This window comes from Streptomyces sp. NPDC002640, from assembly GCF_053592575.1.
In genome coordinates this window covers 60,507-82,824 of the sequence record NZ_JBSFVZ010000028.1, presented here as the reverse complement: position 1 = coordinate 82,824, position 22,318 = coordinate 60,507, and the positions used below count along the sequence as shown (strand labels likewise).

Genomic DNA, 22,318 nt, shown 5'->3' with positions numbered 1-22,318 from the left:
CGGGGTGGTCAGGCGTACTCGATGTGCCGTTCCTCCACGTGGACCGGGCCCGGCACCATGGCCTGGGGGCGGATCACGTCCTTGAGGAGGAAGAGCAGCAGGTCCCGCGCGTTCTTGGCGCGCAGCACCTGCCCCGCCTTGGGATCGACCTCGTCGATCCGGTGCACCTCGGCTAGGGCGCGTTCGACCAGACCGGGGACGATGTCCCGGCCGACCAGCAGGTTCTGGTGCAGCAGTTCGGGGCGCTCCACCTTGGCGGCCGGCTCCCTCCCGACCTTGGGGCCTGTATACACCTGCCTGCCCTTGGCCTCGTCGGCCAGCTGGCCTCGCACCTTGTTCCACTCTGTGCGGCGTTCCTGGGTCACGTCCTGCGGGGCCGGCGTCCCGCCGATCCCGTCGCGCTTGTGCTCGCGCAGTCTGGCGAAGCCCTTGTTGTTCTTGATGAAGTGGTTGATGTTCTTGGAGACGCTCCGCAGCTCGACGGCCGGTTCGCGCTTGGCCAGCAAGGTCGGGAACTCCCGTGCCGAGAAGTCGCTGAGCATGATCCAGCCCTTGCTGAGCAGGCCCGACTCCTCGAGGCCCAGGGTGATGCGGGTCTTGCGCCCCTCGTCGCCCGCCACGCCTGGTCCGGTGAAGCGGGAGTCGCGGAACCCGGCATCGGGCGCCTCGAGGTAGAAGAAGACGAAGCCCGTGTTGGCCAGGACGTGGACGTCGTAGGGGTCCGTGTTGTTCTCGCCGCCCCCGTGGTTCGCCTCCAGGCCTGCCCGGGACTGCATGCCGTCGGAGAGGAGGCCCTTGACCCTCCTCTCCGGGGTGTAGTGGCGGACGACGAAGGTGCGCAGCTCCTGCTCCAGTTCGCCACGCATCCGTCCGTACCACTCGGCGTCCACCGGGCTTGCGTTCTCCGCCTGCAGACCTTGCAGGTTCCCCGCCGAGAGCGCCTCGAAATAGGGCCGCCCGGTCCGTTCCATGACGCCCGTGTTGTAAGGGAAGCCCTCCTCCGTCCAGAGCAGCCCCTGCTGGGTCATCAGGTCGTAGGCGCCGTCCTCGCCCTGCAGGGTCGCCCGGAGGGCTTCCAGCTCGGCGGTGACGAACTGCAGCTCGCCGGCCACCGTGTCCCGCACCGGGCCGGGCGCGTTTGGGAGCAGCGCCTGGATCGCCCGCAGTTCCTGGATCTGCAGCTGCAGGTCGAAATCCTTGAGCTTGTCGTAGCGCGCCACGGCGGTGGACACGTCGGCCGGGACCGCCTCGTCACCGATCCGGTCGGCCAGCGGGGTCGCGGAACGGCGCTGGACGGCGTGACCGGCACCGGCGGTCGCCGCCCGCGTGGTCCCGTCGTGCGACGACGGGGCCTGTGGCGCCGGGCCGGCCATCACCCGGTGCGCGTTCGCCTCGGCCTCACGCTCGAAGCGGTCCGACGGGTCGGACACGGAGAGGCCCGCGCCGTTGTCCGTGCCGGACACCGGGCCCCGGCGCTGCTGGACGACGTGCGTCAGTTCGTGGGCGAGGGTGTGCTTGTCGCCGCCGCCGTCACCGATCACGACGTGGCTGCCCGAGGTGTAGGCGCGTGCGCCGATGTCCGCCGCGGACCTGCGAGCGCTCGCACCGGTGTGCAGACGGACGTCGGAGAAGTCGGCGCCGAGCCTGGCCTCCATCTCCTCGCGCACCGGCCCGGCCAGCGGCTTACCGGCCGACCGCAGCACGTCGCGCACACCGGTGGCGGGCGCGTCGGGGGCGGCCTCGGAGCGGGCTCGGCGGGCGATCATCGCGGTCGCCGCGGCATTGCCCGCACCGCGCTGGGCGGTGTGGAGGGCGCCGGCGGTGAGCGGGGGAGGTACGGCGGCGCCGTGCGGGGACGCCTTCCGGACGGCCGCGGCATCGGCGGCCGTCCGCTGGTTGCCCTCCTGCTCGGCACGCGACCTGGACGTCCGCATCCGCTGCCTCCTCGTCGACGCACCTCTGGTGCGGCCCCCAGTCGAACGTGCCGACGCGCGGGGCGTCCAGGCCCCGGGGGGCAGCGCGGGGGCAGGCCCGAGGGGTGACCGGGCGGTCGTCACGGGCGGCCGGGGGCAGCCGCGCTGCCCCCGGCCAGGTCCGCACGGCCCTGTCACCTCGTGGTTCCGCCCCGCAGACTCGGCCTGGACACAGGTGACAGCACCGCCAGGAACCGCAGGACCCGAAGGAGCGAGCATGCCGACGTACCTCACCCCGGGCGTGTACGTGGAGGAGGTGCAGTCCGGTGCCCGGCCCATCGAGGGGGTGGGCACCGCGGTCGCCGCGTTCGTGGGGTTCGCCGAGACCGGCCCGTTCCACACGCCGACGCTGGTCACCAGCTGGGACCAGTACACCCGGACCTTCGGCGGCTTCACCGAGGGCACCTACCTCGCCCACGCCCTCCACGGCTACTTCGCCAACGGCGGCGGCACCGCGTACGTCGTGCGCGTCGGCGGCTCCCCGGACGACGCCTCCGCCCCGGCGGGGCAGGCGACCGAGGCGGCCCGGCCGGCCGAACTGGGCGGCTTCCTGGTCGCGGCGCGGCCCGGCGTCACCGGCGTGTCGGTGGAGATCGCCGACGCGGACGGCGAGAACCCGCCGGAGGACCGCTTCAAGGTCCTGGTCCGCCGCGGCGACCAGGTGGCGGAGACGTACGAGGTCTCCACCCGGAAGAACGTCAAGGGCTACCTGGTCAACCAGGCCCGCGCCTCCAAGCTGGTCGAGGTCACCGAACAGCAGGGCGCCCCGCAGACCAGGCCCGCCAACCAGACCGTGGCGCTGACCGACGCGCCGGCCGCACCCGCGTCCTCCGGCTCCGGCGAGGTGGCCCGCCTCGGCGCGGCCGAGTACGTCGGCGACGCCGGTGACCGCACCGGCTTCGGCGGCCTGGAGGCCATCGACGAGATCACCATGGTCGCGGTGCCGGACCTGATGAGCGCCCACCGGCGCGGCGACATCGACGCCGAGGGCGTGCGCACCGTGCAGCTCGCCGTGATCTCGCACTGCGAGCAGATGGGCGACCGGGTGGCCGTCCTGGACACCCCGCCCGGGCTGACCGCCCAGCAGGTGCGGACCTGGCGCAACGACGAGGCGGGCTACGACTCCCGTTACGCCGCCCTCTACTACCCGTGGGTGCGGGTCTTCGACCCGGCCTCCGGCCGCAACACCACCGTCCCGCCGAGCGGTCACATCGCCGGCGTGTGGGCCCGCAGCGACGCCGAGCGCGGCGTGCACAAGGCGCCCGCCAACGAGGTGATCCGCGGCGCGGTCGACCTGGAGCTGCGGCTCAGCAAGGGCGAGCAGGACCTGCTGAACCCGATCGGCGTGAACTGCGTCCGCGCCTTCCCCGGCCGGGGCATCCGGATCTGGGGAGCCCGCACCCTCTCCTCCGACCCGGCCTGGCGCTACCTGAACGTGCGCCGGCTCTTCAACTACCTGGAGGAGTCGATCCTCCTGGGCACCCAGTGGGTGGTCTTCGAGCCGAACGACGACCGGCTCTGGTCGAGCATCCGGCGCAACGTCACGGCGTTCCTCACCGAGGAGTGGCGCCGGGGCGCGCTGTTCGGCCGCACCGCCGAAGAGGCGTTCTACGTGAAGTGCGACCGCGACAACAACCCGCAGGAGTCCATCGACCAGGGCCGCGTCGTCTGCGAGATCGGCGTCTCGCCGGTCAAGCCCGCGGAGTTCGTGGTGTTCCGGCTGGCCCAGTTCTCCGACAGCACCAGCCTCATCGACGAGTGATCCCGGGGACCGTGACAACGGCTCCGCAAGAAAGGTGACAGACAGTCATGGCAACGGGCGATGCGCTTTCCACCCACGTCTTCGGCGTGCAACTCGGTGGCTACCTGGTCGAGTCGATCCAGGAGATCAGCGGGCTGACCGTCGAGGAGGACGTCGTCGAGATCAAGCAGGTCAGCGCGGAGGGCAAGCAGATCATCCGCAAGCAGCCCGGCGGCCGGCAGGCGGGTGAGATCACGATCACCCGGGGACTCGACCAGAGCAGCGAGTTCACCAACTGGATCAAGGAAACCCTGAACAACGGCGCGGTCAACGCCGCCCGCCAGAACATCACCATCGAGATCAAGGACACCGAGGGCAGCACGGTCCGCCGCATCCAGCTGATGCAGGGCTGGGCCTCCAAGTGGGAGGGTCCGTCGCTGAAGGCCGGGGACGCCTCCCACGCCACCGAGACCGTCACCATCGTGTTCGAGGAGATCGTCGTCGAATGAGGCGCCGTACGGTGACGGCGGGCAACCTGGAGGAGATCCTCCAGGTGACGGCGCCCGCCCAGGCGGCCGGGGCCGCCGCCGAGCAGCCGGCGGCATCCCCCGCCGCCGCCCCGCCGCCGCCCCGGGAGGAACACGGGCTGCGCACCGAGTTCGAGTTCGAACTGCCGCGCGGCTACGTCGACGAGGCGGGCACCGTCCACCGCCACGGCGCGATGCGCCTGGCCACCGCCCGGGACGAACTGCGCCCCCAGATCGACCTGCGGGTCAAGGAGAACCCCGCGTACCTGAGCGTGGTGCTGCTGAGCCAGGTGATCACCCGGATCGGCTCCATCACCGATGTGCACGCCGGGATCGTGGAACGGATGTACGCCACCGACGTCGCCTTCCTCCAGGACTTCTACCGCCGCGTCAACAGCGAGGGCCACACCCGGGCGGCGGTGACCTGCCCGCACTGCGAGGGTGGCTTCGAGGTCGACCTCTCGGGCGGGCGCCTGGGGGAATCGTGACGTACGCCCTTCCCCGGCTCCGGGAGGAGATCGCGTACGTCGCCTATCACTTCCACTGGCCCCGCGAGGAGATCCTCGACCTGACCCACGACGAACGCCGTCAGTGGGTGGCCGAGATCGCCCGCATCAACACCCGCGTGAACGAAGGCGGTTGAGCACATGGCATGGCGGGACAGGCTGCGCCGCCGGGCCGCCGGACCGACCACCGCGGACGGCACGTCCGGCGCGGCGGCGGACCGGAGCGCGCCCGACGCCGGAGCCCTCTCCGCGCCTGACGCCGGGGGCTCCTCCGTGCCCGGCGCCGGGGTCTCCTCCGTGCCCGGCGACTGGGACGGCGGCTGGCGCCGCACCCCACCGCCGCGGCTCACCGTCTCCCGGGCCCCGCTCGGCGTCAGCGACGGCCTCGCCTTCCGGGCGGGCCTCGCCGCCTGGCAGAACCCGTCCTTCGACTCCGGCCTCGGTCACGCCGTGCTGCCCACGGCACCGACCGGCCTGGTGCGCGGCGTCACCCGCCCGGCCGCCCCGCAGGCCACCGGGGGCGGCGGCGGGCCCCTGCTGCTGCGGTCACTGCGGGTGGACGACGCCGAGGGACCGCAGGGCGACGGTGCGGACGCGGGGGTGGTGGACACCCGCGCGGCGGCCGCCGCTGGGCGTGACGCCGGGGCTTCCGGCGGTACGCCCCGTCCGCCGACGGCCCGGACACCGCGGGTCGCGCGGCGGACACGGCCGGGAGGGCGGGCGTCCACCACGGGTTCGTCCGGCGCGGCCTCGGCTTCGTCCGGCGCGGCCTCGGGTACGTCCGGTGCGGCACCGGGTGTGTCCCGCGCGGCCTCGGCCGGGTCCGGTGCGGGCTCGGCTGTGCCCGGTGCCGGCTCGGCTGTGCCTGGTGCGGCTTCGTCCGGTGCGGTCCCGGGCGGTGGGGAGCCCGTGGTGGGGCGTCCCGGACGTGACGGGGCCACCGGCGGCGGACGTGCGGGCGACGCTCCGCGTGAGCGTGGTCTGACGTCCGGGAGTTCACCCGCCGTGCTCTCCTCCGCGCCTCCCGCCGTCCAGCGGACGGCGGAGCCGGGCACCGGCCCGGTCGTGCCGCCCGCCGACGCCGACCGCGGGCCCACCGTGCCGGAGATCCCGCTGGTGCGGCGCGTGGCGGCGGTCCCGAGCGCGACCGCGGACGGCGCCCCGGCCCGGCCCGCGGCCGACCGTCCCGCCGCCCCACGGACACGGTCCGGAGCGCCCGGGACCGACTCCGGGCGCGCGTCCGGTGCCGGCGGACGCGCGCCGCGGAGCGCGGACGGCCCGGACTCCGGCGCGGACGCGCCCCGCCCCTCCGTCCGGCCCCGCCCGGCGGGGCCCGCCCTGACCGTCGCCCGGCGCCCGGCCGACCCGGTGCGCCGCGTCCCCGCCCTCCGGCCCGCGCACCCTCCGGCTCCCGTCACCCGCTCCGCTCCGGTCCCACCGGCCACCCCGGCGCAGGGCGCGGTCAGCCGCGCGCCGCTCGGCGCACCGCTGAGCGAGCTGCCGCCCACCGCTGTGCCGTTGGCCAGCGGCGCCGCCGTCCCGCCCGGTGGCCGGGGCGCGTCCGGTCCGGCGCTTCCCGTCGTCCAGCGCCACACGGACGACGCGAGCGGTGCCGAGGGCTCCGCCCCCCGTGCCGGTGGGGCGGACCGACCGACCCGCACGGGCGCTCGCGCACGCGGCGGCCTGGGCGCACCCCTGCCCTCGCTGCCGCCGAGCGCCGAGGTCGCGCAAGCCTCCGCACCCGCCTCCGGCCCGGTGCCGGGTGGTCGCCCTTCCCGTCCGACGGTGGACGCGCCGCTGCTGGGCAGGGGCGGCGTGCAGCGCAGCCTCGCGGCGGACGCCTCGGGCCCGAGCACGGGGCAGCCGGGCACCGGGCAGCCGGGAACCACGCAGCCCGGCACCGCACAGCCCGGCACCGCGCCGCACGTCGAGGGCCCCGCCACGCCCGTGGTGACGCCGCCTCAGCCCACCACCGTGACCGGAAGTCCAGCTCCTGCGCCCGCCGTTGCCGCACCGGGCCGCGCTCCGCGGGAACAGCGGCGACCCGGTACCGCGTCGCCGGGCGGGCAGCGTCCCGCCGCTGGGCAGTCGCCCGGAGCCGCGTCCGGCAAGGCGAGCCCCGTGCCGCTCGTCGTCGCCCGGCGTGTGGCCCAGGGCGCCGCGCCGGGTCACGGTGGCGTGGGGCACGGTCCCTCGGGCGTGATGGGGACGCGGCCGCTGCCCGTGTCGCGCAGCCTTTCCCTGCTCGCCGCCCGCCCGCTCTCCCTGAACACCATGCTCCCGGAGGGTTCCGCCCCACCTCCGGCCCGGGCCGGCAGCCGACCGGTGGTCGCGGCCCGCTGGGCCACCACCCCGGATGCCGTCGCGCGCACCGTGTCCCCCCGGCCTGCCACCGCCTCGGCCACGGGCGGACCCGCTCCGGTCCGTACGCCCGCCGCCGGCCCCGGCAACGCACCTGCCGTCCCGGCGGGTGTGCCAGGCCGGCGTGCCGTGACCGGCCGTCATGAAACGCCGGGCGCTGCCCCAGGGCCGACCGGCGGCCCGGCGCCCGTCCAGCGCGTCCCCGTCGTGCGGCCCGCGCCGCCCGCCTCCCGGGAGCCCGGGACCGGTGCGCCCGGGACCGGCGCACCCGCGGCATCCGCCGCCGTCCCGGCGCGGGCCCTGCCGGTGACCGCGCCGCAGGCCGCGCCGCTCGCGGACCGGCCGCCCGCCGTGGCGGGCATCCCGGCCGCGGCGGGCGAGGTGCCGGTCGTCCGCTGGAGGCGTGCCGGATCTGACGGCGGTTCGGGCGGCGCGTCCACCACCGTCCAGCGCACCGGCCCCGGGCCACGGTCCGGGACCGCCGGTGACCGCGTCCCTCCGCGCGTGCCCGCCACGGCGGCCCCGGCGGGTGGCCGGCCCCGGTCGGCGTCCTCGCCCGCCACGGCGCAGACCCCAGGCTCCGCCTCCGCCGCCGGAACGGCCCGTGGCACCGATCCGGCGCGGGACGCCGGCCTCGACCTCGACGACCTGGCGCGCCGCCTGCTCGACCCGGTCGCCCGGCTGCTCCGCGCCGAACTGCGGCGCGGCCGGGAACGCACCGGGCGCCCGCACGACGGACGCCGCTGAGACCACGGCGGCGACAGCGGCGCGGCGGACGCGGGCACGGAGAACAACCAGGAATCGGACGAGGTCAGGGAACGGATGACGGACAGCATCTTCGCGACGAGCGTGTTCTTCCGGCTCGCCATCGGCGGTGACGACCTGGGGGCCTTCCACACCTGCTCCGGCATGGGGGCCGAGGTCGAGATGGAGAGCTACGCCGAGGGCGGCAACAACGGCTTCACCTGGCAACTGCCCGGACGCGTCACCTGGTCGAACATCACGCTCACCCGGCCGGTCACCGCCGACTCGGCGAAGATCGGGCGCTGGCTCGACGAGACGCTGAAGCGGGTGGAGCCCAAGGACGGCGAGATCGTGGCCCTGAGGCCGGACCTGACCCCGATCATGAGCTGGCAGGTGTTCGGGATCGTCCCCGTGCGCTGGCAGGGCCCGTCCTTCGACCCCTCGAACCCTGCGGCGGCCGTCGAAAGCCTGGAGATCGCCCACGAAGGCCTGCGCTGGTCCTGACGCGACCACCCGCCGGCCCCGCCGCACCCCGACCCCGACCCCGACCCGCCACCCACCCACCCGCCGCACGGAAAGGAGGCACCGGATGTCCCCAGCGGTCCGCTCCAGCAGGGCCAGGGCCCAGCTGACGCTGAAGGAGCCCCCGGCCTCGGTCGGCGCCAAGCCGGGCGGCACGATCGCGCGGCTCGACCTGCAGTTCAACCCCTCCACCCTGGAGCTGCGCAAGAGCACCGAGTGGCGGCGCTCCCCGTCCCGGATGGCGGAGCAGTCGGCGCTGCCGGAGTTCGTCGGCAGCGGCCCGCGCGAGCTGAGCCTGCAGGTGTTCCTGGACGCCACCGCCACCCACGACAACTCCGTGGAGCAGGCGGTGGAGAAGCTGATGAAGGCGTGCGTGCCGACCCCGGCCAGCCTGGGCCGCAAGAAGCCCGCCAGCCCGTGGGTGCGGTTCGAGTGGGGGAGCGCGCGGACCACCTCGTTCGACGGCGTCCTCACCAGCCTCTCGGTGAGCTACACGCTGTTCGACGTGGACGGCAAACCCCTGCGGGCCACCTGCTCCCTGTCCATCGAGGAGGCGAGCGTCGACCCGCCGGGCCAGAACCCGACGTCCGGCGCGCGCACGGCCCGCAGCACCCACACCGTGGTGGCCGGCGACAGCCTGGCCCTGCTGGCCTGGCGGGAGTACGGGGACGCGACGGCCTGGCGGGTCATCGCGGAGGCGAACGGAATCGACGACCCGATGGCGCTGACGCCCGGCACCCAACTGGTGGTGCCGGGCCTGCGCGACGCGGGCGGTGAGGAGGAGCGGTGAGCGCGTCCGGAGCACAGGGCGGCCGGTCGTTCGCGGCGGATCCCGTCGTCGAGACACCCGGCGAACTTCCGCCCGTCTGGGCGGCGCAGCTGGTGAGCTGCGTGGTGGACGAGAACGTGGGGCTGCCCGACGCGGCGCAGCTCACCTTCCGCGACCCCGACCACGAGTTCCTCAGGGCCACCGGCATCACCATCGGCACCCCGCTCAGGGTGTCGGTGGTGACCGTGTCCGGCCAGGCCCGGGAACGGCTCTTCGACGGCGAGGTGACCGCCCTCGAGGTGGACCGGGACCGCTCGGGCTCCTTCACGGTGGTGCGCGCCTTCTCCAAGGCCCACCGACTCCAGCGGGGCCGCAAGGTGGTCGCCTACCGGAACATGACGGCGGCGGCGATCGTCCGCAAGGTGGCCGCCGGGGCCGGGCTGGCCTGCGGCACCGTGGAGGCGGCGCCGGTCACCTACCGGCAGCTCTCCCAGGCCAACGTGTCCGACTGGGACTTCCTCCAGCACCTGGCGGCCGAGAGCGGCGCGCAGGTCCGCGTCGACGAGAAGGGCCTGCTCCAGTTCACCAAGCCGCGCAAGGCGTCCGCTGCGCCCGCGCCGGCGACCTCGGCCGCCCGCAACCCGATGGTGCTGGAGTACGGCCGCAACCTGCTGGCGCTGCGCGCCTCGCTGTCGGCCGCGGACGGCGCCTCCCAGGTGGAGGTGCGCGGCTGGGACGTGACCACCAAGCGGCCGCTGGTGGCCCGGCAGCCGTCGGTGGACAGCGACACGGTGGTGCCGGGCCTGAGCCCGGCGTTCGCGGCCCGGTTCGGCAGGTCGGCGAAGCTGACGGTCACCGACACCCCGTACCGCACCCAGGCGGAGACGACGGCGGCGGCTGCCGCAACGGCCGCCCAGGTCAGCGCCGGTTTCGGCGAGCTGGAGGCGGTGGCCGAGGGCAACCCGCGGCTGCGGGCCGGCAAGCCGGTGGCGCTCGGCAACGTCGGACAGGCGTTCTCCGGCCGGTACACGGCCACGGCCGTGCAGCACGTCCTGGAACCGCACGGCGGATACCGGACGACGGTGTGGGTGAGCGCCAGCCCCGACCGCTCCCTGACCGGCCTGGTCACCGGCGCCAACGCACCGGGCCGGGGGCCGCGCATGCCGGGACTGGCGATCGGCGTGGTGACGGACGTCCGCGAGCCCGGCGGCGCCGAGACCGGCGCCGTGAAGCTGCGCTTCCCCTGGCTGGACGACACGTACACCACCGACTGGGTCCGCACCGTGCAGTGGGGCGGCAAGGGCGGCGGGGGAGTGGTGAGCCCCGAGGTCAACGACGAGGTGCTGGTGGGCTTCGAACAGGGCCTGCTGGACAGCCCCTACGTCATCGGGGGGCTCTACAACGGCGTCGACAAGCCGTCGCCGCACGACGTCCCCCTGATCGACGGGACCACCGGCAAGGTCAACCGCCGTTCCGTCGTGTCGCGTTCGGGGCACCGGGTGGAGTTGCTGGACGCCAGGGCGCCGGGCCCGTCGGGCGTCCGGCTCACCACCGGGGACGAGCGCCTCGAGGTCTTCCTGGACGACCGGCGCGACCGGATCGAGCTCACGGTCTTCGCCAAGGGCCGGCAGCCCCTCACCTCCGTCCTGCTCGACAAGCAGGGCATCACCCTGGACGCGGGGCGCGGCAACGTGAGCGTGTCGGGCCGGAACGTGGACATCCAGGGCCGGGTCGGCGTGAAGGTCGGCGGCCGCTCGGTGAGCGTCAGCGGCATCCAGGACGTCACCGTCGACGGCGGCCTGCTGGGCGTCCTGAAGGCGAAGCTCATCCGCATCAACTGACCACACCACGCCACTCGTCGACCCGTTCCCGCCCACACCGTCGACCCCGAGTCCCCGACCCGAGTCCCCGACCCCGAATCCCCGACCCGAGTTCCCGATGCCGACGCCCCGAGGAGCAACGCATGCCGGCCGCAGCCCGAACCGGTGACCCCACCGCCCACGGCGGGGTGATCGCCACGCCGCCGCCCGCCGCCGCCGCGACCGTGGCCCGCGTGCTGATCGGCGGCCGGCCCGCCGCCGTCGTGGGCAGCCTCCACACCTGCCCGATACCGCCGCACGCGGCCACCGGACCGGCCAACGTGATCCTGCCCAACCCGGTCGCCGCCACGGTGCTGATCGGCGGACTGCCCGCCGCGCGGGCGCGCGACCGGACCGTGTGCGGCGCGGTGATCCTGACCGGCGCCCCGAACGTCCTGATCGGGGGAGTGTGATGAGCGAACGGTTCATCGGGCGCGGCTGGGCCTTCCCGCTGCGGGTCGGGCCGACCGGCGGCATCGCCCTGGTCGACCGGGAACGGGAGATCGAGGAGGCGATCCGCCTGGTGCTCGGCACCGCGCCGGGCGAGCGCCCCATGCGCCCCGAGTTCGGCTGCGGCATCCACGACTACGTCTTCGCCCCCGGCGACGGCGCCACCGCCGGACGCGTCGCCCAGCAGGTGCGCGAGGCCCTTGAACGGTGGGAGCCGCGCATCACCGTGGACGACGTCGTCGTCGCCTTCGACGCCGTCGAGGACGGCACGCTCTACATCGACGTGCGCTACACCGTGCGGTCCACCAACGACCGCCGCAACCTGGTCTTTCCCTTCTACACGATCCCCTCCGAGGAGGGGGCCGAGGAATTGGTCGCCGACTGATGGCCCTGCCCTCCCCGAACCTGGACGACCGCCGCTTCCAGCAACTCGTCGACGAGGCGAAGCGGTACGTGCAGCAACGCGCCCCGGAATGGACCGACCACAACGTCTCGGACCCGGGCGTCACCCTGATCGAGACCTTCGCGTACCTCGTGGACCAGCTGCTGTACCGGCTGAACCGGGTGCCGGACAAGAACTACATCGCCTTCCTCGACCTGCTCGGCATCCGCCTCTTCCCGCCGGCCGCGGCCGTGGCCGACGTCGACTTCTGGCTCTCGGCGCCGCAGCCCGACACGGTGACGCTGCCCGCGGGCACCGAGGTGACCACCGCGCCCGGCGAGGCGGAGGAGTCGGTGGTCTTCACGACCACGGCGGACCTGCACATCCTGCCCAGCGAGTTGACCCGCCTGGTGACCGCCCACCACGGAGGCGAGCAGACCGACCGCACCGGGACGCTCGCCGAAGGACGCGACATCCCCTGCTTCCAGGCCGCGCCCCAGCCGGGCGACGCCCTGCTGTTCGGACTGCCGACGGCCGTGCCCGGCTGCATCGTGGCGGTGCGCCTGGACAGCCGGGTGGAGGGCGTCGGCGTGGACCCGCGTCAGCCACCGCTCGCCTGGGAGGCGTGGGACGGCGGCGGCTGGCGGGTCTGCGAGACCGGCCCGGACACCACCGGAGGGCTCAACAGGCCCGGCGAGGTCGTGGTGTACGTGCCGGCCGGCCACACGGCGTCGGTGATCGGCGGCACCCGGGCCGGCTGGCTGCGCTGCCGCGTCACCGAGGCCGAGCCGGGCCAGCCGTTCTACTCGGAGTCCCCGACGGTGCGCGAGGCGGCGGTGTTCACCGTGGGCGGCACCATGTCCGTCGAACACGCCGAGACCGTGACCGACGTGCCGCTCGGCACCTCCGAAGGGGTCGCGGGACAGTCGTTCCGGCTCGGCCGCCCGCCCGTCCTGCTCGACGGTGAGCCGCCCGTGGTGGAGGTGTCCACGGACGAGGGCTGGCAACGCTGGGACGTGGTCGAGCACTTCGGCCGCTCCGGCCCCGACGACCGGCACGTGCGTGTGGACGCCACCACCGGCGAGTTCGGCTTCCCGCCGGTGCTGCGCGAGCCGGACGGCACGCTGCGGCAGTGCGGCGCCGTCCCGCCCAAGGGCGCCCAGGTGCGGGTGGCCCGCTACCGCACCGGCGGCGGCCCGGAGGGCAACGTCGCCCGCGGCGCCATCTCCGTGCTGCGCTCCTCCGTCCCGTACGTCGCCCGGGTCGTCAACCGGGAGGCGGCGCGCGGCGGCGTCGCGGGGGAGACCGTGGAGAACGCCGGACTGCGCGCGCCGCGGGCGCTGCGGACGCAGGAACGGGCGGTGACCGCCGAGGACCACGAGATCATCGCCCGTCAGGCGGCGCCCTCCGCCCGCCGCGTCCGCTGCCTGCCAGCCGAGGACGGCGCGGGCGCGGTCCGGGTCCTGGTGGTGCCGGACGCGGTGGCCGACGAGGGCGACGACCGGCTCCGCTTCGAGCAGCTGATCCCCTCCGACCAGGTCCTGCGGGCGATCACCGAGAGCCTCGACGAGCGCCGCCTGATCGGCACCCGCCTGGTGGTCGAACCGCCGGTCTACCAGGGCGTCACCGTGGTCGCCCGGCTCACCGCGGCACCGGGCGACGTCGACCGGGTGCGCGAGGCGTCGCTCGACGCCCTGTTCCGGCACCTCAACCCCCTGCACGGCGGGCTGGACGGCACCGGGTGGCCGTTCGGGCGGCCGGTGCAGTACGGCGAGGTGTTCGGCGTGCTGCAGCGCGCCGCGGGCGACGCCCTCGTGGAGGACATCCGCCTCTTCCCCGCCGACCCGATCACCGGCCGGCGCGGCGCGCCGACCGACCGCATCGACGTCGCCGAGGGCGCGCTGGTCTTCTCCTACCAGCACCAGGTGGTCGTCACCTCCTCCCGGCCGGAGGCGGGAGCATGAGCCGCGCCGCCGTCCCCGGCCTGCCGAGCCGGTACCCGATCGGCGCCCAACTGCCCGCCCTGTACGCCGACGACGACTTCGCGCAGCGGTTCACGGCCGGCCTCGACACCGTCCTCGCCCCGGTCTTCGCGACCCTGGACAACCTGGCCGCCTACCTCGACCCGCGGGTGGCCCCGGACGACTTCGTGGCCTGGCTGGCGTCCTGGGTCGGTGTCGTCGACGACCCGCGGCGGCCGCCGGCACTGCGCCGCGAGGCGGTCTTCCGCGCCGTGGAACTGCACCGGTGGCGCGGCACGGCGCGCGGGCTGGTCGAGGGCCTGCGGCTCGCGCTGGGCGCGGACGCCGAGGTCACCGGCGACGGCGGCGCGGTGTGGTCCGCCACCCCCGGCGCCGCCCTGCCGGCCACCGACCCCGCCGGGCCCCTGGTCCGCGTCCGGCCGGGCCGCGACGGGGCCCCGATCGACCCGGACCGGGTCCACGCCGTCGTCCGGGCCATGTGCCCGGTGCACACCGCCTGCCGGGTGGAGATCCTCCCCGGCCCGTCCAGCGACGAAGAGAGGTGACGCCCATGCGCGCGTGTCCTTCGTGCGGGGTGCTCAACGGCCCCACCGACGACTTCTGCGGCAACTGCGGCGCCTACCTGGGCTGGTCGGAGCCCACGCCTGCCCCGCCCCCGGCACCCGAGGCACCGGAAGCCCCGGCCGCACCGGACGCGGCGCCGACCGCCGCGTGCCCGGGCGCGCCCGCGCCCCCGGGCACGCGGGGGCCCTCGGCGGCCTCAGCACGTGAAGCGGCCTCTGCGGCGGCGCCCTCGGCGCCCGAGGCGGCCTCCGCCGCTGCTGCGCAGCCCGAGCCGTCGGCGGCGCCCGAGGAGTCCGCCGCCCCGGCGGGCGAGACCGCGCCGCCTGCCCCGCCGTCACGCGGCTTGTCACCGCGGGCCCGTCGTGCGGGGCGGAACCGGGGCGAGTCTGCGGAGGCGGGCACCCCACCGGCCCCGCGCGCGACCGGAGCGGCCGAGGCGGAACCGCGCACCGGTACCGGCGCCGGCTCCGGCTCGGCCGCCAGTGCCGCGTCCGGCACCGCTCCCGCCCCCGAGCCCACCTCCCGCCCCGCCACCCGCCCCGCCCCGCGGCCCGCCGCGGGCGCCCCCTCCCTGGCGGCCTCGGCCGAGCGTCCGACCCCTCCCACCAGTCCCTCGCGCGTGACTCCCGCCGACGCGCGGACCCCCCGGCCCGGTACGACCCCCTCCGCCGTCGGACCCGTCCGTCCCGCCAAGGCGGTGGCCCCGCGCCCCGTCGTACGGCCGGCCGCGGCTACGCCGCAGGAGGAGGACGGCACGCCCTGCCCCGCCTGCGGCGCGCTCAACGCGCCGGGCCGCCGGTTCTGCCGCCGCTGCGCGACGCTGTTGCACGCTGCCGAGAAGCCCGAGCCGCTGCCGTGGTGGCGGACGACATGGCCGTTCCGCCGCCGCGTGCGCGCCGGTTCGGGCAGGGCGACGCGGCTCCTGGTCGTCCTGGTCGTCGTGGCGGCCCTGTGCGCGGGCGGCGTCCTGTTGCTGCCGGCCGGACGCGCCTTCGTCGAGGACACCCGGGACAAGCTCGGCAAGTCCAAGTCCGTGACACCGGTGACCGTCGAGGCGAGCGCCGAGACGTCCGGGCATCCGGCGACCCACACCACCGACGGGCTCAGCAACCGCTACTGGGGAGCACCGGCTCCGGGAGCCTCGGTGACGTACACCTTCCGCAAACCGTTCCGCTTCGTCGACCTGATCGTCACCAACGGCCCGTCCAAGAACCCGCAGTCCTACCCCCGGCAGGCCCGCGCTCTCCGGCTGGACCTCGAGGTGACGACCAAGGACGGTGAGCGGCGGCACAAGGAACTCACCCTCAGCGACAAGCCGGGCCCGCAGACCTTCCCCGTCCGCGTCAGCGACGCCAAGACGGTCCGCATCACGCTGCGTTCACCGGCGGGCCTGACCGAAGGGCGCCATCTGGCCCTGGCGGAGGTGGAGTTCTTCGCCCGGAGCTGACCCGGAGGCGTCTCGCGGTCGGCTCCGGGCGAACCCCCGCCCGGGTCACCGCTTGTCGATCACCGTGAAGGCGAAGAGGAGCCGGCGGTCCAGCCGGTCGGCGCGGACCCGGAACTTCCAGGAGCCGCGCGAGGTGGCCACGGTCCTGCGGCCGGTCCGCCAGATCAACTTCGGCGGATCGTCGGGCAGTTCGACGTCTCCGGAGTCCAGGGCGAACGAGAAGACGATCATCACCGCCCCCCAGAGCCCACCGATCAGCTTCCACACCACCCGCAGCGGGTTCCAGGTCAGCCAGTCGGAGCGGCCGGTGATCCCCGGCCGGCCGGGCTGCTCGATGCGCCAGGACCGCGGACGCCGCCGGAAGGGTCCGGGTACCTCGCGTACGGCACCGATCTCGCGGCCCCCGGTGTCGCGGACCACCCAGTGGCGCTCGCGGCCCAGCCGCACCGGCCGGTCCACCGTGCAGATCGGCCGGTTCCGGCCGGCGTCCGCGTAGACCGCGGCGACCGCCCCCGGCCCGCCGGTCGCACCCGCGGCCGCCACGGGCCCGTCCGCCGCACCCGCGGCCGGCGGCGGGCCGGGGAAGGCGCAGGGCGGGAACACGCGGTTCCGGCCGGTGCCCTGCCGCACCCGCAGCGCGAGCGGACCCCTGACCGCCCGGCCGAACCAGCGGCGGGCCGGCCGCTCCGCGGTGCCGAGCCGGAAGGCGACGACGTCCTCCCAGGGCACCGGCGCGGGCGACACGTCCCCCACGACCCCTGCGACCTGCCCGTACGGCCCTCCGACCGCCATGGCGTACCCCTTCCGTGATCGGATCCGGTCACAGGGACGCCTTCGGGGACCCGCCCGGTTTCAGCCGAGAGGCTCCTCCTGCCGGCGCACGCGGATCTTCGACTGCCCGTGCGGCAGGCGCTCCCAGTCGTCCATGAAGCAGGCCTTCAGACCGTGCCGCTCCGCGAGGGCGAGCAGGGTCTCCGCGCGGTAGTAGAAGTCCTCCCGGAGCACGTGGTGCTCCTCCCCCTCGGTGCGGTCGAAGGTGAAGTCGAACCAGCCGCCGGGAGCGAGCACCCGGCCGACGTTGGCCAGGCACTGCTCGACGACCGGCAGCGGTGAGTGGGAGAAGACGCTGTGCGCGTGCACCACGTCGAAGTGCGCCTCGGGCAGGAAGCGGAGCGTGAGGTCCTGGACGGGGGTGAGGACGGGGAGCCGCGCCTGGAGCCCCATCCGGACGACCGTGTCCTGGGCGGCGAAGAGGATGTCCGGCGAGATGTCGATGCCGTAGTAGTGTCCCGGCTCGAGGTGCCCGATGAAGCGCCAGCCGCCCCGGAGGTTGCCGCAGCCGATGTCCAGCATCCGGTGCCCCGGCCGCAGACCGTGGCCGACCAGGTAGTCGAACTGCATCGCCCCCAGCGCCATCCAGCGTTCCCTGCTGCGGCTGCCGACCGCCGCGTCCGGATCGGCCTTGGTGTCGGACCGCATGACGGCGCGGTAGTAGGACACGTGGTCCGACGACGTGTGGCGGAACCACATGTCGCGGGCGGCGCGCACCAGGTGACGCGGCACCCGGTCCGGGTGCCGCAGGGTGTAGCCGATGCGGTGGCCGAGGGCGGCACGGTTGACGCTGAGCTTCTTGGTCGGCATGCCCCCTCTCTACCGGGGGCCGCCCCCACCCGCCGCGCGGCCCACGGCGGTGTCCCCTGATCGGCCTCCGCCTCTCGCCGGGACGGCGGGTCCGCCCCCGCCGTCCACGGCCAGGTACGGGCGGGGCCCCGGCCGACGGCCGGGGCCCCGTGTGGTGTCCGCCAGGGGCGTCAGTCGGCGGGCAGGGTGACGCGCTCCGGGATGGAGTCGTAGACGCCCTCGTCGAGACGGTCCACCGAGCCGTCCGCGACCGCGTCGACCAGTCCGCCGAGGCCGGTCTCGACCTGCTTGGCGAGCATGCCGTTGCGCTTCATGCCGTCGTACTGGGTCTGCGACGAGGTCTCGAACAGGACGACCGCCGACCCCCGGAGCTGGTAGGAGCCGAGCGCCGTGCCCGGGAGGTTGGTGTCCTGCGGGTACAGGGTGAGGTGCCCGAAGCCCGACTCGCCCTGGTTCTGCAGCGCCTCGTACACGGCGACGTTCGCCCGCTTGGAGGCCTCCAGGTCGAACTTGGGCCAGTCGCCGAACTCCGCCGGGTTGTCGATGAACTTGGCGGAGATGGACAGCGGCGACATGTGCTCCAGGTCCTCGGTGGCGTAGCAGGACCACTGGTTGTGCAGGTCGACGAAGTAGTCGACGGTGCCGAACTCGGCCTCCAGCGACCGGTAGACGTCACGGGAGGTCTGGGCCTCCGGGGTGACGTACCAGCCGGTGTCCGCGCTGTTGCCCGGGAAGTCCTGCGGCGCGGGCACGTAGTCCAGGTCGGGGTTGAAGTCCCGGTTGACGTCGAAGCCGCCCACGCGGGAGTTGTAGTTCCACGCCGGGGAGACGCCGGCGAGCTGCGGGAAGTCGGCGACGACCTCGTCCCAGGTCATGGCGTTCTGTCGGCGGTCGAGTTCGCCGCCGTCCGCGTTCAGACGCGGGATGACCACGACGGTGACCTGCTCCCGCAGCTCCCGCGCGGCGGGGGTGTCCGCGCCCCACCGCTTGAGCAGCTCCAGCACCGCCTCGGTGCCGTGCATCTCGTTGCCGTGGATCTGGGTCTGGATGAGGACGACCTGGTCGCCCTCGCCGACCCGCGCGGTGTGGATGGCTCTGCCCTGCTGCGAGTGGCCGGCCACCTCGACGTCGACGGTGCCGCCGGTGCTCGCCTCCACCTGCTGGAGCGCGCGGGTGAGCTGGGCGTGGTCGACGAACCCGTTGCTGCCGGAGCCGGAGGCCTCGGTGCCGCAGTGCGAGGTCGGCGGGATCGCCGCCGCGGACGTGGCGGTCATGGTGACGGCGGCGGTGCCCAGTCCGGCGGTCAGCGCCATGCCGGCCAGCCCCGCGATCCAACGGCGCACAGTCATTCCCTACTCCTCAGTGGTTGCGGACAACTCTCCGGGGGGTCGTGCGTGATCACCTTAGAAGCCGGGACCCGCTGTGAACATGGCCGATACACCGGTTTTTTCGCCGCCCTCCACCTGCCCTCGCGCGTTGCCGCCTGACCCCAGCCGACTGCCGCACGCCGCACGGGAGTTCGCGCCCGGCGTCAGTCGTCGAGCCGGGCGAGCTCGTAGAGATCCACGGAGTCCGGGTCGCCGATGTACGAGTACAGCGTGGGCCGTTCCGGGGTGCCCATCAGCTGCCAGTCGTCCTGCGCGCACTCGGCAATCGCGATCTCGATCGACTGGTCCCAGGTGCCGGCGCCGGGGTCGAAGGACCAGGTGCCCTCCCCGCTGCACGGGGCCACCCGCTCCTCGAAGTCGAACTGGGCGAGCCCGGTGGCCCTCGCGGTGCCGTCCGGGCGCAGGACCAGGAAGCCCTCCTCACCGTCGGACCAGGTGCCGGTGAGGACCTCGCGGGAGACGCGCGGCGGCTCGTAGGACTCCACCACGCCGGTGGCCAGCGCCACCCCGCCGAACAGGCCGGTTCCGACCACCGCGCCGAGGCCCCAGAGCGCCACCACACCGATCGGCGCCCAGCCGCGCCCCGGCCCGCGGAGCCGGCACAGGAGGGCCGGCGGCACCGCGACCGCGGCCACCAGGGCCCACCGGGCGAGGGTCGCCCACCCCAGGCCGTGGCCGTTCCGCCACTCCACCAGCGCCACCACCGGCAGCGGGACGGCCACCGCCGCGAGGAGCACCCACCACCACGCCGGCGACCGGCCGAGCAGCCGCGCCAGCGCGTCGCCCAGCCAGACGGCCGGCAGCACCACCACGTGCGACAGCACGGCGGCGGCCAGGGCCCCCACCAGGGCGGCGACCGGCAGGAACACCACCAGGCCCACCAGCCCCAGGCCGCTGGGGCCGACGTCGGCCGTCTCCAGGGTGGCCCCCCACACCATCACGGCCACCAGCCCCAGCAGTGCCTCGAACCCCAGCACCAGCAGGGACATCGTCAGCATCCAGGCGTAGTTCCGGCCTCGACCGGCCATGCTCCCTCCCCCTTCACGGCATGCCGCGGAAAGCGGTCCGCACGGGCGCGGCCGCCGGCACCATCCTGCCACGCTTTTGAACGTGTTCAACTCGAAGGGGGGTGGAGGCCGGGCAACGAGAAGGGCCGCTCCCGCGTCACCCTCGGGTGACGCGGGAGCGGCCCATGGCCGGTCGGTGACGGTTCAGGCGCTCTGCCCGCCGCCGGGCCCCGCCTGCTGGACGACCTCGAACGACCACAGCGTGGACCCGCTCGCCGCCGGCTTCGGGCGCTCACCCTCCGCCTGGCCGCCGTTCTGGTGGGCGGACTTCATCGGACCCTCCATCCACGCCTGGAAGGACTCCTCGTCACGCCAGCGCGTGTAGACGAGGTAGGTGTCGGTGCCCTCGACCGGACGGAGCAGTTCGAACCATTCGAACCCGTCGGAGTTCTCCACGGCGTGCGCCCGCGAGGCGAAGCGCTTCTCCAGCACCTCCCGCTGTTCGGCAGGCACGTTCAGGACGTTGATCTTCACGACGCTCATGCCCTCATCCTGCCGTACCGCCGCGGGGCTCCTCCAGGCGGCTCGCACGCCAGGCGTCCTCGACGCCCTCCGCCGCCCGCGCGAGGGCGCGCCCGAGCGCCCGGCGGCCCGCCCGGGACTCCCTCAGGCCGCTGGCGCGGACGGCCTGGTCCACCGCGTTCCCGGCCGCCTCGCGGGCACGCTGCAACTCGGCGCCCGCGGCCCGGGTTCTGGTGTCCCACCCGGCGACCGGGCCGTGGACCCGGAAGTGCTCGCCGAGTTCCAGGTCGGCGACGACGGCCGTGCGGTGCGCGGCGAGGACCTCGTCGGGGACCACCGGGTCCGGATCCGCCTCCGCCCTCACCGGAGGATGCCCGTCCGGGGCCAGCCGGTGCAGCTGTGTCAGCGTCAACTCCCGCAGCTCCGCTTCCGGTTCCTCCTCGGCGACCCTTTCCAGCAGCGGTACGGCGGCGGCCGGTACGGCGTCCACCGGCCACTCGCCGAGAGCGTTCAGGGCCATCCGGCGATTGCGGGTGGTCCGGTTGCGCAGGGCGGTGGCCAGGAGATTCCAGCCGTGGCCCGGGTGGGTGCCCAGGCGGCTGACGATCATGTCCAGGACCTGGTCGGTCCTGAACTCCCGGCCGAGGCCGACATCGGTCGACGGTCCCGTCCGCAGCTCGGCCAGGGGCAGCAGGCGTTCCGCGGCGGCCACGACGCGGGCGATGTCGTCCGCCGGACAGCCGTCGACCAGGAGGTACCAGAAGCCGGAGTCGAGCGGTGTGCGTTCCACCCGCGCCAGCAGGGCGGAATGTGCGCGGACGCCCATCCGCCGGGCGGCCCACGCGGCCGGGCGGAAGACGCGGTCCTCGTCCGACTCCAGTCCGTCCACGACGAGCCGCCGCGCCGCGGGGCCGGTCGCCAGGGCCTTCACCTCCGCACGCACACGCGGAACCCGCGGGTCGGTCCACAGGTGCGCCGAGAGACGGGAGTCCAGGAACGCGTCCAGCGTCAGCAGCGTCGAGAGCCGCCGCAGGGAGGCACCTTCGGTCCGGCAGTGGCGCAGGAACCCCTCCAGGGCGGTGACCGCCTCCGGGTAGGCGCCCAGGGCGGCGCCCGGGCCGCCGAGGTCGGTGAGCGCTTCGATGAGCAGGGAGGCGCCGTCCAGGGCCGACGCGTCCAGCACCTCGCGGGCGAGGAAGCCCGCCAGGTCGCCGGTGCGGGCGGCGGTCAGGGCGAAGTAGCTGTCGAGGACGTCACCGGTGCAGGAGTCCCGCACGAGCCACTCCTTGATTGCCGGGTCCGTGGCCCCCTCCAGGCGTCCCACCGCGTCCACACGGGCCCACCCCTCGGAACGCCGCGCGACCTCGAAGCGGGCACGCCACGCATCGCGGGAGCACCGCTCCAGAGCCGGCGCGATCTGCCGGGAGAAGGCGCCCAGGGCGCCCAGGGTGATGAGGACCTCGCTGTCGCGGTCGTCCTCGGTGCCGACCAGAGCGAGGAGCTGGATGCCGAGGCGCACGGCGTTGGAGTGCGTGGAGTGCCGGACCAGCCACCGGGCGAGGGCGCGCAGGCGGTCGGGGCAGAGCGCCCGCTGCCGGATCAGCGCCTGGAGCCGGCGCTCCTGGACGTCCCACCGGATCCGCCTCAGCCGCCGGTCCAGCACCGCCAGCAGGTCCCGCGGCGGAGGTGAGGACGAGACGACCCGGGCGACGGTGGCCACGAGGCGGGGCGCGGCACGGTCGCCGCGGTCCGATGCGCTGGGGCACGGGTCCCGGGGGAGGGACGGTTTCGGCGTTCGGGCCAGGTCGAGGAGCGAGGGGCCGTCGGAGAGGGGACCGCCGAGGTCCCACGAGTCTGTGCGGGTCACCGGACGAGGGCCCGGATGTCCTTTCGTTCTGTCATGCGGGGAGGCTCGCAGACGAACGCCGTTTCG

The 22,318-nt window shown here is 74.8% G+C and carries 20 protein-coding genes; 13 read left to right on the top strand and 7 right to left on the bottom strand.

Going from position 1 to position 22,318, the window contains the following annotated elements:
- Window positions 1-8 precede the first annotated feature (8 nt).
- Entirely contained in the window at window positions 9-1,766 is a 1,758-nt protein-coding gene (locus ACWD3O_RS29335; protein WP_451418004.1) for an eCIS core domain-containing protein, read from the bottom strand.
- A gap of 424 nt (window positions 1,767-2,190) precedes the next feature.
- Here ACWD3O_RS29335 and ACWD3O_RS29330 point away from each other — a divergent pair, with 424 nt between their 5' ends.
- The 13 genes from ACWD3O_RS29330 to ACWD3O_RS29270 all read left to right on the top strand — a co-directional run bounded on the left by ACWD3O_RS29330 (window position 2,191) and on the right by ACWD3O_RS29270 (window position 15,827).
- A complete protein-coding gene (locus ACWD3O_RS29330) occupies window positions 2,191-3,735 on the top strand; it encodes a phage tail sheath family protein (protein WP_451417996.1) in 1,545 nt (514 codons plus the stop codon).
- A gap of 47 nt (window positions 3,736-3,782) precedes the next feature.
- Entirely contained in the window at window positions 3,783-4,223 is a 441-nt protein-coding gene (locus ACWD3O_RS29325) for a phage tail protein (protein ID WP_356138174.1), read from the top strand.
- The gene (locus tag ACWD3O_RS29320) at window positions 4,220-4,729 is read left to right on the top strand and encodes a hypothetical protein (protein ID WP_451417995.1); all 510 of its coding nucleotides are present in this window, start codon (window positions 4,220-4,222) and stop codon (window positions 4,727-4,729) included. Before ACWD3O_RS29325 ends, ACWD3O_RS29320 begins: the two co-directional genes overlap by 4 nt.
- Window positions 4,726-4,884: a DUF6760 family protein gene (locus tag ACWD3O_RS29315; RefSeq protein WP_164540787.1), complete on the top strand. Its 159-nt coding sequence runs from the start codon at window positions 4,726-4,728 to the stop codon at window positions 4,882-4,884. The genes ACWD3O_RS29320 and ACWD3O_RS29315 overlap by 4 nt, the downstream gene beginning before the upstream one ends.
- A 4-nt stretch (window positions 4,885-4,888) precedes the next feature.
- Window positions 4,889-7,855 (top strand): hypothetical protein, encoded by a 2,967-nt coding sequence (locus ACWD3O_RS29310; RefSeq protein WP_451417994.1) that lies wholly within the window; start codon window positions 4,889-4,891, stop codon window positions 7,853-7,855.
- 75 nt (window positions 7,856-7,930) lie between these two features.
- Window positions 7,931-8,356 (top strand): phage tail protein, encoded by a 426-nt coding sequence (locus ACWD3O_RS29305; protein ID WP_451412217.1) that lies wholly within the window; start codon window positions 7,931-7,933, stop codon window positions 8,354-8,356.
- 85 nt (window positions 8,357-8,441) lie between these two features.
- A complete protein-coding gene (locus tag ACWD3O_RS29300; RefSeq protein WP_451417993.1) occupies window positions 8,442-9,164 on the top strand; it encodes a CIS tube protein in 723 nt (240 codons plus the stop codon).
- A complete protein-coding gene (locus tag ACWD3O_RS29295; RefSeq protein WP_451417992.1) occupies window positions 9,161-10,984 on the top strand; it encodes a VgrG-related protein in 1,824 nt (607 codons plus the stop codon). Before ACWD3O_RS29300 ends, ACWD3O_RS29295 begins: the two co-directional genes overlap by 4 nt.
- 122 nt (window positions 10,985-11,106) lie before the next feature.
- Window positions 11,107-11,415, top strand: coding sequence for a PAAR domain-containing protein (locus ACWD3O_RS29290; RefSeq protein WP_451412219.1), 309 nt, complete (start codon window positions 11,107-11,109; stop codon window positions 11,413-11,415).
- Entirely contained in the window at window positions 11,415-11,837 is a 423-nt protein-coding gene (locus ACWD3O_RS29285; RefSeq protein WP_451417991.1) for a GPW/gp25 family protein, read from the top strand. The genes ACWD3O_RS29290 and ACWD3O_RS29285 overlap by 1 nt, the downstream gene beginning before the upstream one ends.
- The gene (locus ACWD3O_RS29280) at window positions 11,837-13,798 is read left to right on the top strand and encodes a putative baseplate assembly protein (RefSeq protein WP_451417990.1); all 1,962 of its coding nucleotides are present in this window, start codon (window positions 11,837-11,839) and stop codon (window positions 13,796-13,798) included. The genes ACWD3O_RS29285 and ACWD3O_RS29280 overlap by 1 nt, the downstream gene beginning before the upstream one ends.
- The gene (locus tag ACWD3O_RS29275) at window positions 13,795-14,361 is read left to right on the top strand and encodes a phage tail protein (protein ID WP_451417989.1); all 567 of its coding nucleotides are present in this window, start codon (window positions 13,795-13,797) and stop codon (window positions 14,359-14,361) included. Before ACWD3O_RS29280 ends, ACWD3O_RS29275 begins: the two co-directional genes overlap by 4 nt.
- Before the next feature lie 638 nt (window positions 14,362-14,999).
- Window positions 15,000-15,827, top strand: coding sequence for an NADase-type glycan-binding domain-containing protein (locus ACWD3O_RS29270; protein WP_451417988.1), 828 nt, complete (start codon window positions 15,000-15,002; stop codon window positions 15,825-15,827).
- Between the two features lie 45 nt (window positions 15,828-15,872).
- Here the strand turns inward: ACWD3O_RS29270 and ACWD3O_RS29265 are convergent, their stop codons facing one another.
- The 6 genes from ACWD3O_RS29265 to ACWD3O_RS29240 form a co-directional block, all read right to left on the bottom strand.
- Complete coding sequence (locus ACWD3O_RS29265; protein ID WP_451417987.1) at window positions 15,873-16,619, bottom strand: hypothetical protein; 747 nt, start codon at window positions 16,617-16,619, stop codon at window positions 15,873-15,875.
- A gap of 60 nt (window positions 16,620-16,679) precedes the next feature.
- On the bottom strand, window positions 16,680-17,468 hold the full coding sequence (locus tag ACWD3O_RS29260) for a class I SAM-dependent methyltransferase (protein WP_451417986.1): 789 nt from the start codon (window positions 17,466-17,468) through the stop codon (window positions 16,680-16,682).
- A gap of 170 nt (window positions 17,469-17,638) precedes the next feature.
- A complete protein-coding gene (locus tag ACWD3O_RS29255) occupies window positions 17,639-18,817 on the bottom strand; it encodes a M14 family zinc carboxypeptidase (RefSeq protein WP_451412226.1) in 1,179 nt (392 codons plus the stop codon).
- A 182-nt stretch (window positions 18,818-18,999) separates the two neighbouring features.
- Window positions 19,000-19,884, bottom strand: a complete 885-nt coding sequence (locus ACWD3O_RS29250; protein WP_451417985.1) for a hypothetical protein — start codon at window positions 19,882-19,884, stop codon at window positions 19,000-19,002.
- A 183-nt stretch (window positions 19,885-20,067) separates the two neighbouring features.
- On the bottom strand, window positions 20,068-20,406 hold the full coding sequence (locus ACWD3O_RS29245) for an antibiotic biosynthesis monooxygenase family protein (protein WP_451412228.1): 339 nt from the start codon (window positions 20,404-20,406) through the stop codon (window positions 20,068-20,070).
- 4 nt (window positions 20,407-20,410) lie between these two features.
- Window positions 20,411-22,252 carry a hypothetical protein gene (locus ACWD3O_RS29240; protein ID WP_451417984.1) on the bottom strand — a complete coding sequence of 614 codons (1,842 nt, stop codon included), beginning with the start codon at window positions 22,250-22,252 and terminating at the stop codon, window positions 20,411-20,413.
- Between the last annotated feature and the right edge of the window lie 66 nt (window positions 22,253-22,318).

Excerpts from the sequence above, each read along its gene's own strand:
- ACWD3O_RS29335 (WP_451418004.1), bottom strand. The coding sequence starts at position 1,766 with ATGATCGCCCGCCGAGCCCGCTCCGAGGCCGCCCCCGACGCGCCCGCC.
- ACWD3O_RS29330 (WP_451417996.1), top strand. The coding sequence starts at position 2,191 with ATGCCGACGTACCTCACCCCGGGCGTGTACGTGGAGGAGGTGCAGTCC.
- ACWD3O_RS29325 (WP_356138174.1), top strand. The coding sequence starts at position 3,783 with ATGGCAACGGGCGATGCGCTTTCCACCCACGTCTTCGGCGTGCAACTC.
- ACWD3O_RS29320 (WP_451417995.1), top strand. The coding sequence starts at position 4,220 with ATGAGGCGCCGTACGGTGACGGCGGGCAACCTGGAGGAGATCCTCCAG.
- ACWD3O_RS29310 (WP_451417994.1), top strand. The coding sequence starts at position 4,889 with ATGGCATGGCGGGACAGGCTGCGCCGCCGGGCCGCCGGACCGACCACC.
- ACWD3O_RS29305 (WP_451412217.1), top strand. The coding sequence starts at position 7,931 with ATGACGGACAGCATCTTCGCGACGAGCGTGTTCTTCCGGCTCGCCATC.
- ACWD3O_RS29300 (WP_451417993.1), top strand. The coding sequence starts at position 8,442 with ATGTCCCCAGCGGTCCGCTCCAGCAGGGCCAGGGCCCAGCTGACGCTG.
- ACWD3O_RS29290 (WP_451412219.1), top strand. The coding sequence starts at position 11,107 with ATGCCGGCCGCAGCCCGAACCGGTGACCCCACCGCCCACGGCGGGGTG.
- ACWD3O_RS29285 (WP_451417991.1), top strand. The coding sequence starts at position 11,415 with ATGAGCGAACGGTTCATCGGGCGCGGCTGGGCCTTCCCGCTGCGGGTC.
- ACWD3O_RS29280 (WP_451417990.1), top strand. The coding sequence starts at position 11,837 with ATGGCCCTGCCCTCCCCGAACCTGGACGACCGCCGCTTCCAGCAACTC.
- ACWD3O_RS29275 (WP_451417989.1), top strand. The coding sequence starts at position 13,795 with ATGAGCCGCGCCGCCGTCCCCGGCCTGCCGAGCCGGTACCCGATCGGC.
- ACWD3O_RS29265 (WP_451417987.1), bottom strand. The coding sequence starts at position 16,619 with ATGGCGGTCGGAGGGCCGTACGGGCAGGTCGCAGGGGTCGTGGGGGAC.
- ACWD3O_RS29260 (WP_451417986.1), bottom strand. The coding sequence starts at position 17,468 with ATGCCGACCAAGAAGCTCAGCGTCAACCGTGCCGCCCTCGGCCACCGC.
- ACWD3O_RS29255 (WP_451412226.1), bottom strand. The coding sequence starts at position 18,817 with ATGACTGTGCGCCGTTGGATCGCGGGGCTGGCCGGCATGGCGCTGACC.
- ACWD3O_RS29250 (WP_451417985.1), bottom strand. The coding sequence starts at position 19,884 with ATGGCCGGTCGAGGCCGGAACTACGCCTGGATGCTGACGATGTCCCTG.
- ACWD3O_RS29245 (WP_451412228.1), bottom strand. The coding sequence starts at position 20,406 with ATGAGCGTCGTGAAGATCAACGTCCTGAACGTGCCTGCCGAACAGCGG.